Origin of the sequence: Achromobacter sp. ACRQX (genome assembly GCF_022346505.1) — a bacterium.
GTDB lineage: Bacteria > Pseudomonadota > Gammaproteobacteria > Burkholderiales > Burkholderiaceae_B > Achromobacter > Achromobacter animicus.
In genome coordinates this window covers 210,767-223,241 of sequence record NZ_JAKRML010000004.1, presented here as the reverse complement: position 1 = coordinate 223,241, position 12,475 = coordinate 210,767, and the positions used below count along the sequence as shown (strand labels likewise).

Sequence of the window (12,475 nt, the reverse complement as noted above, 5' to 3'; positions counted from 1 at the left end):
TCATCCTGGTTAGAATCGGGAAGATATCGTCCCGCGCCGTTGTGGCTGGTGCACCGTCCCCATGAACCTGCCGTTTCCCATCCGCCAAGAATGTCCTCCCGGCGCCTGTGTGTGCGACCGGGAGCAGTTGCTGGCCAATCCAACGACGGACATGCGGGTCCTGCGGCTGACGCGCGAGGAAGAGAAGCGTCTGGTGGCGCGGCTGGAAAACATCACCAGCCTGGACGACCTGCGTGCGATGCAGGGGCGCATTCAGGCGCAGCTTGGCATCGTCATCCACATCACGCCCAGCGAAAACGAGGTGCGGACGTCGCGCGGCATTTCGATACAGCTTGAAGAACTTCCGGGTCTGTGCCGCAAGACGCGGGCGTCGCTGCCTGCCGCGATCCGTCGCGGTTTCGACAGCCGGCCCGAGATCGTCTATGCGCTGCTGAACGAGCGGGATCTGCTGAGCGGCACGTGATAGGAAAGCGTAGGGGGCGTGGGACGGCAATCTCGCCGTAGCAACGCGGTCCCGCGTCAGCAAATGAACGCGATCAATGTTTGCGAGGCGTGGCGCACGAAAGCAGCGGCACCACGTCCGCCGGCGCGCGCCCGGCATCGGGCCGCGTGACGTCACGCTTCTTTCCGGTGCGGGCGGGATAGATAAGGAGCACGGCGCTGCCGGGTTCCAGCTTGGGACTCTGCGCCGTGCCATAGGCCACGGTCCAGCCGCGCAGGGCCAGCGGTGCCAGCGTGTACTGCAATGCCGAGCCGGGCGCCACGTGCGCGACTTTGCCCGCGTAGAGTTCCTGCTGCGGCGTGTCGACGCCGTTGACGGTCTGGTAGGTGGCGATGCTGACTAGCGCCGCCGATTCGCCGTGGCGCGCCAGGACGGCGGTCTTGTACTTGCCGGGCGGTACGTCCTGCAGGTTGACGGTAACGGTGTTGCCGCCCTGGCCGGCGGCGTTCAGATGCACGCCCACGACGTCCGCGTGCGAAAGCGTCTTGTCCGTGGTGTTGCGCACCCGCACGCTGTATTGCCCCGAGGTCCCCGTCACCGTGCACACGTCGATGCCGTGGGGGGAGGCGGCCTGCGTTGTTGCGGCCTGCGGTGGTGCGGCCTGCGTTGGTGCGGTTTGCGAAGGCGCCGCCTGCCCGGACGTCGCGGCGGCGCTGGCCAGCAGCGCCGCAAACGGCAGGATCAGACGGCGGGTAGATCGAGAGGGCACGGCACGCTCCGGTTGAGGGCAGCGTGCCGGGCGGCGCGTTGCCTGCCCCTTTTTACACCACTTGACGGCCCGGGGCCGTCTGCTGCTCGCGCTTGCCGGCCAGCCAGTGCAGGATCAGCGCAAGCACCAGCAGTCCCGCCATGATGAAGCCCCAGCAGATCCAGCCCAGCACGGTGATCAGCGTACCCAGGCTGCCGGCAAAAGGCAGGACCTGGTTCAGGCCTTGCGCGGCCCAGACCAGGCCCCCTTGCAGCGATGCCAGCCATGCCGGGTCAACCCACGGCGCCGCCCAGGCCGGCGCCACCCACTGCGAGGTGTCGATGGCCGTGCCGGGCACCTGCGCCGTGGCGATGGTGGCCAGCACCCAGTCGGTCAGTTGCAGGGTCAGCGCCACCAGCCCGGTCCAGAGCGCCGCCAGGACGGCAAAAACGAGCCAGATGATTTTCTTCATTTGTTCAGGTACTCCGATGACTCAAAAAGAACGGCCACGATACCGGGGATTCTATTTCTGAAAAACCAGAGTGGATGTGACAAACATTAAGATAAAACCGAAGTTTTAGCCTGCTCGAGGATCTGCCGGACGAGCGGATGATGCTGGCCGCGCCGGTTGCGGATGGCGTGGATTTCCTCGTGCACGTCGTCGCAGCGCGCCAGTGGCCGCAGGCCGCGCAGCAGCGCAACGTCGTCCCCGCCCAGCCGGCTGAGCGGAAAGACGCCCAGGCCCCGCGCCGCGAACACCGACATGAGGGCGCTGTCCTCGAACTCGCCCACGACGTTCGGGTAGACGCCCTGTTCGGCAAACCAGCGATCCAGCGTCTGGCGCAGCACCGAATGGCCCGTGGGCAGCAGCACGGGCAGGCGCTCCAGACAGCCCGGAAAATCCAGCGTGTCCGGCTTGCGCACCAGCTTGGCCGGGCCGTACCAGTCCACCGGAGACGACACGAGGCGGTCGCTGGTCAGCCGCAGGTTGGGATTGGCGGGGGCGCCCTGGCCGGCCAGCACGAGGTCCAGGTGATGCCGCGCCAGCTCGCCCAACAGTTCCTCGACTTCACCTTCATGACAGGTCAGATGCAGATCGGGCGTGTGCAGCACGGGCCCCAGCAAGGCGTGTGCCGCCAGCTTGGAAATGCCATCCGACAGGCCCACGGACAGGCGCACGACGGGCTTGGTGGCGGCGGCACGCACTTCCTGCGGCAACACCTGCCCGATCTGGAAGATTTCTTCGGCGCGGGCAAAGGCGGCTTCGCCGGCGTCGGTCAGCCTCACGCCGCGGCCGGCCGGCTTGAGCAGCTGATGGCCCAGGTTCTTTTCCAGTTCGCGGACCTGCGCGCTGATGGTCTGGATGGCCATGTCCAGGCGCTCGGCGGCGCGGGAAAACCCGCCCTCCTTGGCGACCATCCAGAAGTAGTACAGGTGGCGGTAGTTCAGCATGGGTGTTGGCTCAGTCAGTCGGATCACTTCGGTTTTTCCGAACCTTAACTCACTTTCAGGCTGATTTCTCCATCCCCGGCGGATCCGGATCATGGGCACCTTCGAATCTAGCGGGGCAATCATGGACACTTTGATCACCTTCTTCAATGCCGATTTTCTCGGCACGCCAACCTGGAGCTGGCTGCTTTTCATCAGCATCGTCGTCAGCCTGCTGGCCTTTGACCTGGGCGTGCTGCACAAGGAAGACCGCGAGATCGGCGTGCGTGAAAGCCTGCTGCTTTCCGCCGGCTACATCACCGCTGCCGTGCTGTTCGGTGGCTGGGTCTGGTGGAACATGGGCGCCGAAAGCGGCATGGCCTATTACACGGGCTTCATGATCGAGAAATCGCTGTCCATGGACAACGTGTTCGTGATCGCGCTGATCTTCAGCTTCTTTGCGATCCCGCGCCAATACCAGCACCGTGTGCTGTTCTGGGGCATCCTGGGCGTGATCGTGCTGCGCGCCACGATGATCGGCCTGGGCGCCGCGCTGGTCAGCAACTTCGGCTGGCTGCTGTATCTGTTCGGCGCGTTCCTGGTGTTCACGGGCATCAAGATGTGGATGATCGCGGACCAGACGCCTGACATCGCGACCAACCCGATCCTGAAGTTCCTGAAGCGTCACATGCGTGTCACGGACGGCCTGCGCGGCAACGCGTTCATGGTGACCGAAACCGATCCGGCGACGTCCAAGAAGGTGCGTTATGCGACGCCGCTGCTGCTGGCCCTGGTGCTGATCGAGTTCGTCGACCTGGTGTTTGCCGTGGACTCCGTGCCCGCAATCTTCGCCATCACGACCGACCCGTTCATCGTGTACACCAGCAACATCTTCGCGATCCTGGGCCTGCGTGCGTTGTACTTTGCCCTGGCGGCGATGATCCACCGCTTCCATTACCTGAAGTACGCGTTGGCCCTGGTCCTGGTGTTCATCGGCACGAAGATCTTCCTGGTCGGCTTCATCGGCAAGGTGCCTCCCGCGATTTCGCTGGGCGTGACCTTCAGCCTGATCCTTGGCGGCGTGCTGTTCTCGCTGTGGAAAACCCGCACGGATGAGCTGAAGCCTCAGTAATCCGGCTTACCGCCCCACGAACCCGCCCGCCGGCAACGCTCGGCGGGCGGTTTTTTTTGTGGCAAGCCATATGCGCCGGATATGGCAGACGGGTGTTTTGTGGATTTGTCATTGGAAAGGGCCAGGCGTAGAGTCGGCGGCTGACAAACCGCTATTTCCGACACGCACCACCGAGTCGCACCACCGGGTCTCACCATCCGGCCGCCAAACAAGGAACGATCATGAACACCTGGTCCGCCAAGCAGTACTCCGCTTTTGAAAACGAACGCACGCGTCCGGTGCGGGACCTGGTGGCGGCGCTGCCCAATCTGGTCGTCAAGCGCGCCGTGGACCTGGGCTGCGGGCCGGGCAATTCCACCGAGGTGCTGGCCAGCCGCTATCCGGACGCGGAGATTTCAGGCATGGACAGTTCGCAGGACATGATTGACGCCGCGCGCAAGCGCATGCCTGCACTGTCGTTCGAGCTGGCCGACATCGCCAGCTGGAATCCGCCGCAGGCGTACGACGTGATCCTGGCCAATGCCGCGCTGCAGTGGGTGCCCGACCACGCCACGCTGTATCCGGCGCTGGTGGCCAAGCTGGCGCCCGGCGGCAGCCTGGCGGTGCAGACGCCGGACAACCTGGAAGAGCCCGCGCACCGTCTTGCCCGGCAGGTGGCCGGTGAGGCGCCCTGGGCCGCCAAGACGGGCGGCGTGAAGCATCCGCCGCGGCACAGCGCGGCCTGGTACTACGAATTGCTCAAGCCGCATTGCGGCACGCTGGATGTGTGGCGCACGACGTATCACCATCCGCTGGCGGGCGCCGCGGCGGTGGTGGAATGGTTCAAGGGCACGGCCCTGCGGCCGTATCTGGACAAGCTGGATGCCGATGAGCAGGCCAGCTTTCTGGCGCGCTATCAGTCGCTGATCGAAGCGGCCTATCCCGCGCTGGCGGACGGCACCGTGCTGTTGCCGTTTCCGCGGCTGTTCATCGTGGCGAGCGCGAAGCAGGCGTAGGGCGGGCAATCCCGCGGCCACACCGAACCCGGTTCTCCGCGCGAGGCCAAGCCCTTGGCCGGGCATCATTGCACGGCCGTCTGCCCGTCGGTCTTGTCCGCAAAGTAACGCGCGGGCGTCTTGCCCAGCGTCTTCTTGAACATCGTGATGAAGGCGCTGACCGATTCGTACCCCAGGTCGTCCGCCGTGCGTTGCACCGACACGCCCGCCGACAGCCGCTGCAAGGCCAGGATGATGTGCAGTTGCTGGCGCCAGCGGCCGAAACTCATGCCGACCTCCTGCTGCACCAGCCGCGCCAGCGTGCGTTCGCTCATGGCGACGCGCTTGCCCCACTGCGCGACGGTGCTGCGGTCGGCGGGGTCCGCGTTCAGCGCGCCGGCGATTTCGCGCAGACGCGGGTGGTCGGAGATGGGAAGGTGCAGCTGCTCGGTGGGCATGTGCGACAGCTGGTCCAGCAGCACGTCGGCCAGCTTGCGGTTGGCGTCGGCCGCGGCCTCGGCGGGCGTCAGGTTGGCCAGGTGCACGACCAGCTCGCGCACCAGCGGGGTGATCGACAGCGTGCAGCAGGCCGTGGGCAAACGCGGCGTGTCGGCCGGCACGAACAGGAAGCACATGCGCCCATTGGCGGTGACACGATTGCTGTGGGGTTGGCCGCCGGGAATCCAGACCGCGCACTGCGGCGGCACCATCCACAGGCCCTGCGCCACCGAGCACGTGACCCCGCCGCGCAGCGCCAGAACAAGCTGGCCCATGTGATGCTGATGCGTGGGCGATTCGTTGTCCCGCTCGGCCGCATGCACGGGCATGGCGAAGGCCCATTGCGTGGGGCTGTCGGGATCGAACGGAGCGGTGGGCGTATCGGGCGTGCGCATGGGCGTCGGCCGGGCAGAAGGGCGCGTTTTGGCCGGATTGCGAGAGAGTTTGTCATTATCTCGAAATTCGGTAAAGCGGACGATGCGTAAGCTGGCGGGATCGAATAGGGCCTCCATGCCTGAAGAATTTCCAAGCTGACTCCATGCAAGCCTCCCGCCACCCGATGCCAAGCCACCGCACACCCGGCCACCCCGCACCCGGCCAACCTATGTCCAGCCACGCCTCATCCAGCCACCCCATACCCAGCCGCCCCGCGCTGCTGATCTTGGGCATCCTGTTCATCGCCATGGCCCTGCGCGCGCCGTTCACCGGCGTGCCGCCGCTTATCGGCCTGATCCGCGCCGAGTTGAATCTGTCGTCGGCGGCGGCGGGGATGCTCATCACGCTGCCGCTGCTGGCCTTCGCGGTGGTGTCGCTGTTTGCCGCGGGGCTGGCGCGCCGCTTTGGACTGGAACGCACGCTGTTCGCGGCGCTGCTGCTCATCGCCGGCGGAATCGGGATCCGCGTGCTGGGCGATGCCGTGGGACTCTACGCGGGCACGGCCATCATCGGCGCGGGAATCGCGCTGGGCAACGTGCTGCTGCCCAGTCTGCTCAAGCGCGATTTCCCGCAGCGCCTGGCAGGCCTGACGTCGGCCTACGTGCTGACGATGGGCCTTGCAGCCGGGCTGGCCTCGGCCGTCGCGATTCCCCTGGCCGAATTGCCGTTGGCCAACCTTCAACTGGGTGGCTGGCGGTTTTCCACGCTGTGCATGCTGGCGCTGCCGCTGCTCAGCCTCTTGCTGTGGCTGCCGCAGCTGGCCAACCATACGCCGCCCGCCGCGACCACCGCGCACGCACCGCACGGCGTGCGTCTGTGGCGCTCGCCGCTGGCCTGGCAGGTCACGGCGTACCTGGGCATCAATTCGTTCGTGTTTTATGTCGCAGTGAGCTGGCTGCCCGCCATCCTGCAGGACGCGGGCTTTTCGGCCGAGCGCGCGGGCTCGCTGCACGGCTTCATGCAGCTGGCGTCCGCAGCGCCCGCGCTTTTTCTGGCGCCGCTGCTGCGCCGCTTGAAGGACCAGCGCGCGGCGGCGTTCTGCGCGGCGGGCGCGTCGTTCGTGGCGTTCACGGGCCTGATCGCGGCGCCCGCATGGGGTGTGGTGTGGATCGCGTTTCTGGGATTGGGCACCGGCGCGGGCATCATCCTGGGCCTGGCGTTTGTCGGGCTGCGCGCCAGCCACGCGCAACAGGCGGCGGCCCTGTCTGGCATGGCGCAATGCGTGGGGTACTTGTTCGCCGCGACGGGCCCCACCCTGGTGGGCAGTGTGCACGACGCGCTGGGCGGCTGGGGCGTTGCGCTGGGCGTGTGTGCGGCGTTGTGCGCGCTGATGGCGCTGGCTGGGCTGTATGCCGGGCGCGCTATCCAGATTGGCCGGCCTGGCGCTTCCACAGCTGCACCAGCGTCGGCGGCGCATCCGCCTCGGGCACGTCAAAAGTGATCCGCGGCGCGTCTGCGCCTTCGAACTCCACTTCAACGTGGAAGTAGCGCTGATCGCCGCGCGCATCCGGCCCGCAGGACACGGCCTTGGGCGCGGCATGCAGCAGCGCCTCGCACACTTCCTGCCGCACGCCGGGCGGGCAGGCGGTCATGTCGATGTGACGCGGCTGCGCCAGTCCGGGCAGGTAGGCAAGACCGCCCTCGCGCGTCAAGCGCACCAGTTGGGCGAGATCCAGCGAGGGCAGTTCGATCATGGCAGCACTCCCACGGCCTTCCAGGCGTCGTCGATGGCGCGGCGCACGGCCGCATCGTGCTTCTCGCCGGCGATCTGGATCGTCAGGCCCGCAAAGTCCTTGAAGCCGGCGTCGTGGCGCAGGCGCTTGTCGCACAGCGTGTCGTACCAGACCTGGCCCGCGCCTTGCCACGCATTGCCATTCAACGCCGTGGCAGCCAGATAGAACGCGCGGTTCGGAATGCCCGAATTGATGTGCACGCCGCCGTTGTCGCGCGGCGTATCGACGTAGTCGCGCATGTGCGCGGGCTGCGGGTCCTTGCCCAGCACCGGATCGTCGTACGCGGTGCCCGGCTCGGCCATGGAGCGCAGTGCGCGCGCCCGCACCTTTTCCGTGAAGAGGCCCTGGCCCACCAGCCAGTCCGCCTGGCGGGCGGTTTGCCCCAGCGAATACTGTTTGACCAGCGCACCGAACACGTCGCACAGCGATTCGTTCAGTGCACCCGACTGGCCCTGATAGAGCAGGGCCGCTTCGGTGTCGATGACGCCGTGCGTGAGTTCGTGGCCGATGATGTCGACGGGGATGGTGAAGCGGTTGAAGATTTCGCCGTCGCCATCGCCGAACACCATCTGCGCGCCGTTCCAGAAGGCGTTTTCGTAGTCTTCGCCGTAATGCACCGTGCCGATCAGCGGCAGGCCGTGCGCGTCGATGGAGTGGCGCTTGTACACGTTCCAGAACAGCTTGTAGGTCGAACCCAGGTGCGCGTAGGCCTCGTCGACCGCGGCGTCGCCGCTGGGCCGCGCGCCTTCGGCCCGCACCAGTTTGCCGGGCAGCGTGGTGCTGTTGCCCGCGTCATGCACGGCGCGGTCGGGCGTGCCGGCTGGCGCCACCTGGCGTGCCGGCGCCAGCGTTGCGCGCGGCGGCTGCTCGGCCATCTCGCGCAGGCTGCGTTGCTGCTGATCGATGATCATCGTTTTGACGGCGGGCATGCTGACGCGCGCATCGGTATGCTGCGCAAGCCGGTCCAGCATGTACGGCGGGACCACTCCGATCAATGGAGCGGACTCGGAAGGGCGGGGCATGGTCAGTCTCCGGCAAAGGCGCCGGAGGACACCCCGGCGCATGCCTGGTTAACGTAGCAGATGGGTGAACAGCGCGCCGTAACAGGATGCGGCGCGATGCGCAGCGGCAACGCACGCACCTCGACAGCGCTGAGCTGATCCGGTAGCGTCTTGCGCTTTCCCGTTTTTCCGGACCCTTGCATGACCACGCCTGACTACCGCATCGCTTCCTTGTCGCTCACCGATACGCACGTGCTGTTGACGCTTGCCGACGGCCGCGAGGTCAAGGAGCCGATCCGCCGGCACATCCGCCTGCACGAGGCAACACCCGAGGCGCGCACGCATTGGCAACTGGTGGACGATGGGCATGGCGTCGTGTGGCCCGCGCTGGCCGCACCTGTGCCGGAAGGGATGCTGAACGTGCACGATCTGCTGTGGGATCTGCGCTACGAGCAAGCCATGGCGACGCTGCAAGCCGCGCAATGGAAGCTCGACCGGCTGTCGGAAACCGATCAGGAACTGGTGGCCTTGTGGCGCATGGAGGCCGACATCAACAATGGCGGCTTCATGCAGTTTCTGTGCAACTGGGGCGACCAGACCTGCCAACTGGCGTTGCAGGCGCTGCGCAAGATCGGCGCGGTGCACATGCTGGATGTGCTGTCGCGCATGCGCGGACTGATCGACCGTTTCGAGGCTTCGCCCGAAGTGGTGCAGCTCAACGACATCTACGGCGCGATGACCGAGCAGGAGCAGGAAGAAATGGAGTCGCTGGATCACGCATTCTGGGACTACCCGGACTCGATTGCGCGGCTGGGATTGCGCTGGTACGGCGCCTGAAACCGGCAGAATCACTGCAGCAGAAACGTTCAGAAACGTATCGCCACATTACGTCGATACACGCCTGCGGCGGGTCGGCCGCTGCGGGATAGAATCCCGTCCTTCTTTCCCGGGGGGGACGCTCGATGCGGTATTTCCTTATCTTGGTGGGGGCGGCGGTAGTCGCCTATCTGCTCGCGCGCGGCATCGCGGCGGTGCTCTCGGACCGTAAACGCAAAAGAACAGACAGGGATTGGAAGTGAAGATGAAGCCGACAGATATCCAGATGGTCAAGACGATCGGCGCGGTCAAGCCGCGCAACGTGAAATTCGCCATTGGAACCGCACTCATCTTCCTGCTGATCCTGTTCATCGCCTTCGGATCGTGGTTCCAGGTCGATCAGGGCGAACGCGGCGTGGTGCTGCGCAACGGCAAGCTTGTGCGCGTGGCCGAACCCGGACTGGATTTCAAGACGCCGTTCATCGACAACGTGATGACGGTGTCCGTGCGCGACCACACCTTCGTGTTCGAAAAGCTCGAGGCCTACAGCTACGACCAGCAGCCCGCGACGCTGCGCGTGTCGGTCACGTACCGTGTGCCGTCCGAGCACGTGGCCGAGCTCTACTCCGAGTACGGCACCATCGCCAACCTGCAGATGCGCGTGCTGGAACGCAAGACGCCGGACGCGGTGAAGAACGTGTTTGGCCAGTACACCGCCGTGCGCGCCATCCAGGAACGCCAGAAGCTCGGCCTGGACGTGAACAACGCCGTGCTCAAGACGATGGAAGGCGCGCCGGTCCAGGTGGTGGGCGTGCAGATCGAAGAGGTAGGTTTTTCGCAGGCCTACGAGCATTCGATCGAACAGCGCATGCTGGCGCAGGTGCAGATCGAGACGACCCGCCAGCAGAAGGAAACGGCGATGATCACCGCCGAGATCCAGGTGGTGAAGGCCAAGGCCGAAGCCGATGCGCGCCGTCAGCAGTTCACCGCGGAAGCCGACGGCATCCGCATGCGCGGCGAGGCCGAAGCGGCGTCGATCCGCGCCAAGGCCGAGGCGCTGGCCGCCAACACCAATCTGGTGAGCCTGAACGCCGTTGAAAAGTGGGATGGCGTGCTGCCGTCCACGCAGGTGCCGGGCGCCGCGCTGCCCTTCATCGGCATCAAGTAGCGGCCGCGCTGGCAGGATGCGCCGGCAGGGCGGAGAGCTCCCGCCGCCGGCGCGCGAAGTCCACGATGTGTTCGCCGGACACCGCCTTGCTGTAGTACCAGCCCTGCACGACGATCTCCGCGCTGGACGCCAGCGCGGACAACTGCCCCTCCGTTTCCACGCCCTCGACGATGATCTGCAGGTTCAGCGCCTCGCAGAATCGCAGCAGGCCGCTCATCACCAGCGCGCCCCGGTCGTGGCTTTGCGCCATCACGAAGCTGCGGTCGATCTTGACCGCGTCGATCTGAAACTGGTGCAGGTAGCTCAGCGCCGAATACCCCGTGCCGAAGTCGTCGATATAGACGCGTGCGCCGATGCCATGCAGGCGGTCAAAAGCCGTGTGCAGCGCGTCGGCGTCTTCGACCAGCGCGTCTTCCGTGAGCTCGACCGAGACCTGGCCCTGCGCCTGCGCCAGCACTTTGATCAACCGGTCCAGAAAGGCCGGCGCCGTCAACGTGCCGCTTGTGACGTTGATGGTCATGGGCATCGTGAAGCCCTGCGCCCGCCACGCCAGGCATTGCAGCACCGCCTGCCGCGCCACCCAGAGATCGACTTCGCGCATCAGGTCCGCCCGCGCCAGCCAGCGCAGGAATTCCAGCGGCGCCTGTTGCGTGCCTTCGGGGCCGGTGGCGCGCAGCAGGGCCTCGCAGCCGGTGCATAGGCCCGTGCGCATCGATACCTGCGGCTGGAACTCCAGATAGAAGTCGTATTCGCTGATGGCGCGGATGCGCGCGACCTCGGCCTGGCGGCGCGCGCGCGTGGCGTAGGTGGACGCCACCGGGTCATGGGCATACAGCAGGGATTCTTCCTGCAACTGCGGAAAGGTGGTGTCCAGCGACTTGAAGTACACCGTGGCATCGGCCTGGCGCTGCCGCTCCAGCGCGAGCAGAAAGGGCACGTAGATGCAGGCGCCCAGCGCGACCAGCGCGCATTGCAGCACGATTCCCGCCAGGCTTTCGCCCGCGCCCAGGTAGGCGTTGAACAGCACGGGCGATGTCAGCGGCAGCGCCACGGTGGCGGGGGCCAGCCAGCCCAGTTGCACGACCGCCACGGCAACCAGCACGTTGACCACGGGCGTCAGCACGAAGGGCAGCAGCAGACGGGGATTCAGGATGAGCGGCAGGCCGAACAGCAGGATCTCGTTGATGTTCAGCAGCGACACCGGAATGCTGGCCACCGCCAGCACCCGCAGCGAATCGCTGCGCGAAAACAGCAGGATCGCCACCACCAGCGACAAGGTTGCGCCGGAGCCGCCAATGAAGACGAACGCGCCCAGCAGCGTGCCGTTCAGCGCATAGACGCCTTCGTACCCCGCGGCCACGCTGGTGGCGTTGAGCCGGGTAGCCTGGTCCAGCACGTCCATGATGGGCGCCATGGCCTGCGCGCCGTGGATGCCGAAGAACCAGAACAGGGAATTGAGCGCCCCGACCAGCGCGCCGGACGTGTAGGGGCTGTCCAGGGACGCAAGGCTCAGCGGAATGTCGACCTGTGCCACGGCGGGGATGCTCAACGCCGCCGACAGCGCCGCCATCACCAGGCCCGCCGTCAGCAATCCCGGCACGATCATGTTCAATGAGTCGCGGACGTTTTCGCCGATCAGTCCGTCCGGCGCCAGTTGGGTCCAGCGGCGCCGGTGCAGCCAGGCCATCGCCGGCACGGCCGCGATCGGCGTGACGATCGCGATGAACAAGGTGAGCGTGGCGGCTGCGCGAGGGTAGGGCGCCAGCAGGTTTTCGGCGATGGCGACAAAGCACAGGCACAGCAGCGCGGTGGGCAGGTGCGGAAGCCGGTGGCGGATCGACAGCATGTAGCCGATGGCCGTGCCGGCCAGCAGCGGGATGACGCCCGACAGCGCGCGGTGCAGACCCGCCAGCAGATCGGCAATGCTGTCGGGCAGGCCGAACAGGCGTGCGCAAACGGACAGCACCAGGAACAAGGCGGAGACCAGCAGGCAGGGCATGGCCCACAACAGGCCTTCGCGGATGGCGCGCAGGGAGTTGGCGCTTGCCAGGGCGGCCAGCCGATCTCTTGGGTACTGCGGAAAGATCGATTTCGGCATGG

13 protein-coding genes are annotated in these 12,475 nt (G+C 66.3%); 6 read left to right on the top strand and 7 right to left on the bottom strand.

What is annotated here, in order from left to right:
* The first annotated feature begins 61 nt into the window (after positions 1-61).
* Positions 62-463: a hypothetical protein gene (locus MHZ91_RS06390; protein WP_191576163.1), complete on the top strand. Its 402-nt coding sequence runs from the start codon at positions 62-64 to the stop codon at positions 461-463.
* 73 nt (positions 464-536) lie between these two features.
* Here MHZ91_RS06390 and MHZ91_RS06385 read toward each other — a convergent pair whose 3' ends face one another.
* From MHZ91_RS06385 to MHZ91_RS06375, 3 genes are all read right to left on the bottom strand, one after another.
* A complete protein-coding gene (locus MHZ91_RS06385; protein WP_239212978.1) occupies positions 537-1,211 on the bottom strand; it encodes a hypothetical protein in 675 nt (224 codons plus the stop codon).
* 52 nt (positions 1,212-1,263) lie between these two features.
* Positions 1,264-1,662, bottom strand: a complete 399-nt coding sequence (locus MHZ91_RS06380) for a hypothetical protein (RefSeq protein ID WP_175122753.1) — start codon at positions 1,660-1,662, stop codon at positions 1,264-1,266.
* A gap of 86 nt (positions 1,663-1,748) precedes the next feature.
* Positions 1,749-2,642 carry a LysR family transcriptional regulator gene (locus MHZ91_RS06375; RefSeq protein ID WP_239213013.1) on the bottom strand — a complete coding sequence of 298 codons (894 nt, stop codon included), beginning with the start codon at positions 2,640-2,642 and terminating at the stop codon, positions 1,749-1,751.
* Between the two features lie 121 nt (positions 2,643-2,763).
* On the opposite strand from MHZ91_RS06375, the gene MHZ91_RS06370 reads away from it, so the two are divergent.
* The gene (locus tag MHZ91_RS06370) at positions 2,764-3,750 is read left to right on the top strand and encodes a TerC family protein (RefSeq protein ID WP_175122755.1); all 987 of its coding nucleotides are present in this window, start codon (positions 2,764-2,766) and stop codon (positions 3,748-3,750) included.
* A 221-nt stretch (positions 3,751-3,971) separates the two neighbouring features.
* A complete protein-coding gene (tam, locus tag MHZ91_RS06365) occupies positions 3,972-4,745 on the top strand; it encodes a trans-aconitate 2-methyltransferase (RefSeq protein ID WP_218343033.1) in 774 nt (257 codons plus the stop codon).
* A 65-nt stretch (positions 4,746-4,810) separates the two neighbouring features.
* Here the strand turns inward: tam and MHZ91_RS06360 are convergent, their stop codons facing one another.
* Positions 4,811-5,617 carry a helix-turn-helix domain-containing protein gene (locus MHZ91_RS06360; protein WP_175137669.1) on the bottom strand — a complete coding sequence of 269 codons (807 nt, stop codon included), beginning with the start codon at positions 5,615-5,617 and terminating at the stop codon, positions 4,811-4,813.
* Positions 5,618-5,826: 209 nt separating this feature from the next.
* Here MHZ91_RS06360 and MHZ91_RS06355 point away from each other — a divergent pair, with 209 nt between their 5' ends.
* Positions 5,827-7,098, top strand: coding sequence for an MFS transporter (locus tag MHZ91_RS06355; protein ID WP_239212977.1), 1,272 nt, complete (start codon positions 5,827-5,829; stop codon positions 7,096-7,098).
* Here MHZ91_RS06355 and MHZ91_RS06350 read toward each other — a convergent pair.
* Both MHZ91_RS06350 and MHZ91_RS06345 read right to left on the bottom strand, forming a co-directional pair.
* Positions 7,019-7,351, bottom strand: coding sequence for a protealysin inhibitor emfourin (locus tag MHZ91_RS06350; protein ID WP_175122759.1), 333 nt, complete (start codon positions 7,349-7,351; stop codon positions 7,019-7,021). The genes MHZ91_RS06355 and MHZ91_RS06350 overlap by 80 nt on opposite strands.
* The gene (locus tag MHZ91_RS06345; RefSeq protein WP_239212976.1) at positions 7,348-8,412 is read right to left on the bottom strand and encodes a M4 family metallopeptidase; all 1,065 of its coding nucleotides are present in this window, start codon (positions 8,410-8,412) and stop codon (positions 7,348-7,350) included. The genes MHZ91_RS06350 and MHZ91_RS06345 overlap by 4 nt, the downstream gene beginning before the upstream one ends.
* A 180-nt stretch (positions 8,413-8,592) precedes the next feature.
* Between MHZ91_RS06345 and MHZ91_RS06340 the strand changes: the two genes are divergently transcribed.
* Together MHZ91_RS06340 and MHZ91_RS06335 are read left to right on the top strand one after the other, a co-directional pair.
* Entirely contained in the window at positions 8,593-9,228 is a 636-nt protein-coding gene (locus MHZ91_RS06340) for a DUF4375 domain-containing protein (RefSeq protein WP_175184467.1), read from the top strand.
* Positions 9,229-9,472: 244 nt separating this feature from the next.
* Complete coding sequence (locus MHZ91_RS06335; protein WP_370632992.1) at positions 9,473-10,375, top strand: SPFH domain-containing protein; 903 nt, start codon at positions 9,473-9,475, stop codon at positions 10,373-10,375.
* Here the strand turns inward: MHZ91_RS06335 and MHZ91_RS06330 are convergent.
* The gene (locus tag MHZ91_RS06330) at positions 10,368-12,473 is read right to left on the bottom strand and encodes a PTS sugar transporter subunit IIC/EAL domain-containing protein (RefSeq protein ID WP_175184466.1); all 2,106 of its coding nucleotides are present in this window, start codon (positions 12,471-12,473) and stop codon (positions 10,368-10,370) included. The two genes, MHZ91_RS06335 and MHZ91_RS06330, sit on opposite strands and share 8 nt — an antisense overlap.
* Positions 12,474-12,475 lie beyond the last annotated feature (2 nt).

Bases quoted from the DNA above. Each gene is read 5' to 3' on its own strand.
- tam (WP_218343033.1), top strand. From the start codon at position 3,972: ATGAACACCTGGTCCGCCAAGCAGTACTCCGCTTTTGAAAACGAACGC.
- MHZ91_RS06380 (WP_175122753.1), bottom strand. From the start codon at position 1,662: ATGAAGAAAATCATCTGGCTCGTTTTTGCCGTCCTGGCGGCGCTCTGG.
- MHZ91_RS06345 (WP_239212976.1), bottom strand. From the start codon at position 8,412: ATGCCCCGCCCTTCCGAGTCCGCTCCATTGATCGGAGTGGTCCCGCCG.
- MHZ91_RS06335 (WP_370632992.1), top strand. From the start codon at position 9,473: ATGAAGCCGACAGATATCCAGATGGTCAAGACGATCGGCGCGGTCAAG.
- MHZ91_RS06330 (WP_175184466.1), bottom strand. From the start codon at position 12,473: ATGCCGAAATCGATCTTTCCGCAGTACCCAAGAGATCGGCTGGCCGCC.
- MHZ91_RS06360 (WP_175137669.1), bottom strand. From the start codon at position 5,617: ATGCGCACGCCCGATACGCCCACCGCTCCGTTCGATCCCGACAGCCCC.
- MHZ91_RS06350 (WP_175122759.1), bottom strand. From the start codon at position 7,351: ATGATCGAACTGCCCTCGCTGGATCTCGCCCAACTGGTGCGCTTGACG.
- MHZ91_RS06390 (WP_191576163.1), top strand. From the start codon at position 62: ATGAACCTGCCGTTTCCCATCCGCCAAGAATGTCCTCCCGGCGCCTGT.
- MHZ91_RS06355 (WP_239212977.1), top strand. From the start codon at position 5,827: ATGTCCAGCCACGCCTCATCCAGCCACCCCATACCCAGCCGCCCCGCG.
- MHZ91_RS06375 (WP_239213013.1), bottom strand. From the start codon at position 2,642: ATGCTGAACTACCGCCACCTGTACTACTTCTGGATGGTCGCCAAGGAG.
- MHZ91_RS06340 (WP_175184467.1), top strand. From the start codon at position 8,593: ATGACCACGCCTGACTACCGCATCGCTTCCTTGTCGCTCACCGATACG.
- MHZ91_RS06370 (WP_175122755.1), top strand. From the start codon at position 2,764: ATGGACACTTTGATCACCTTCTTCAATGCCGATTTTCTCGGCACGCCA.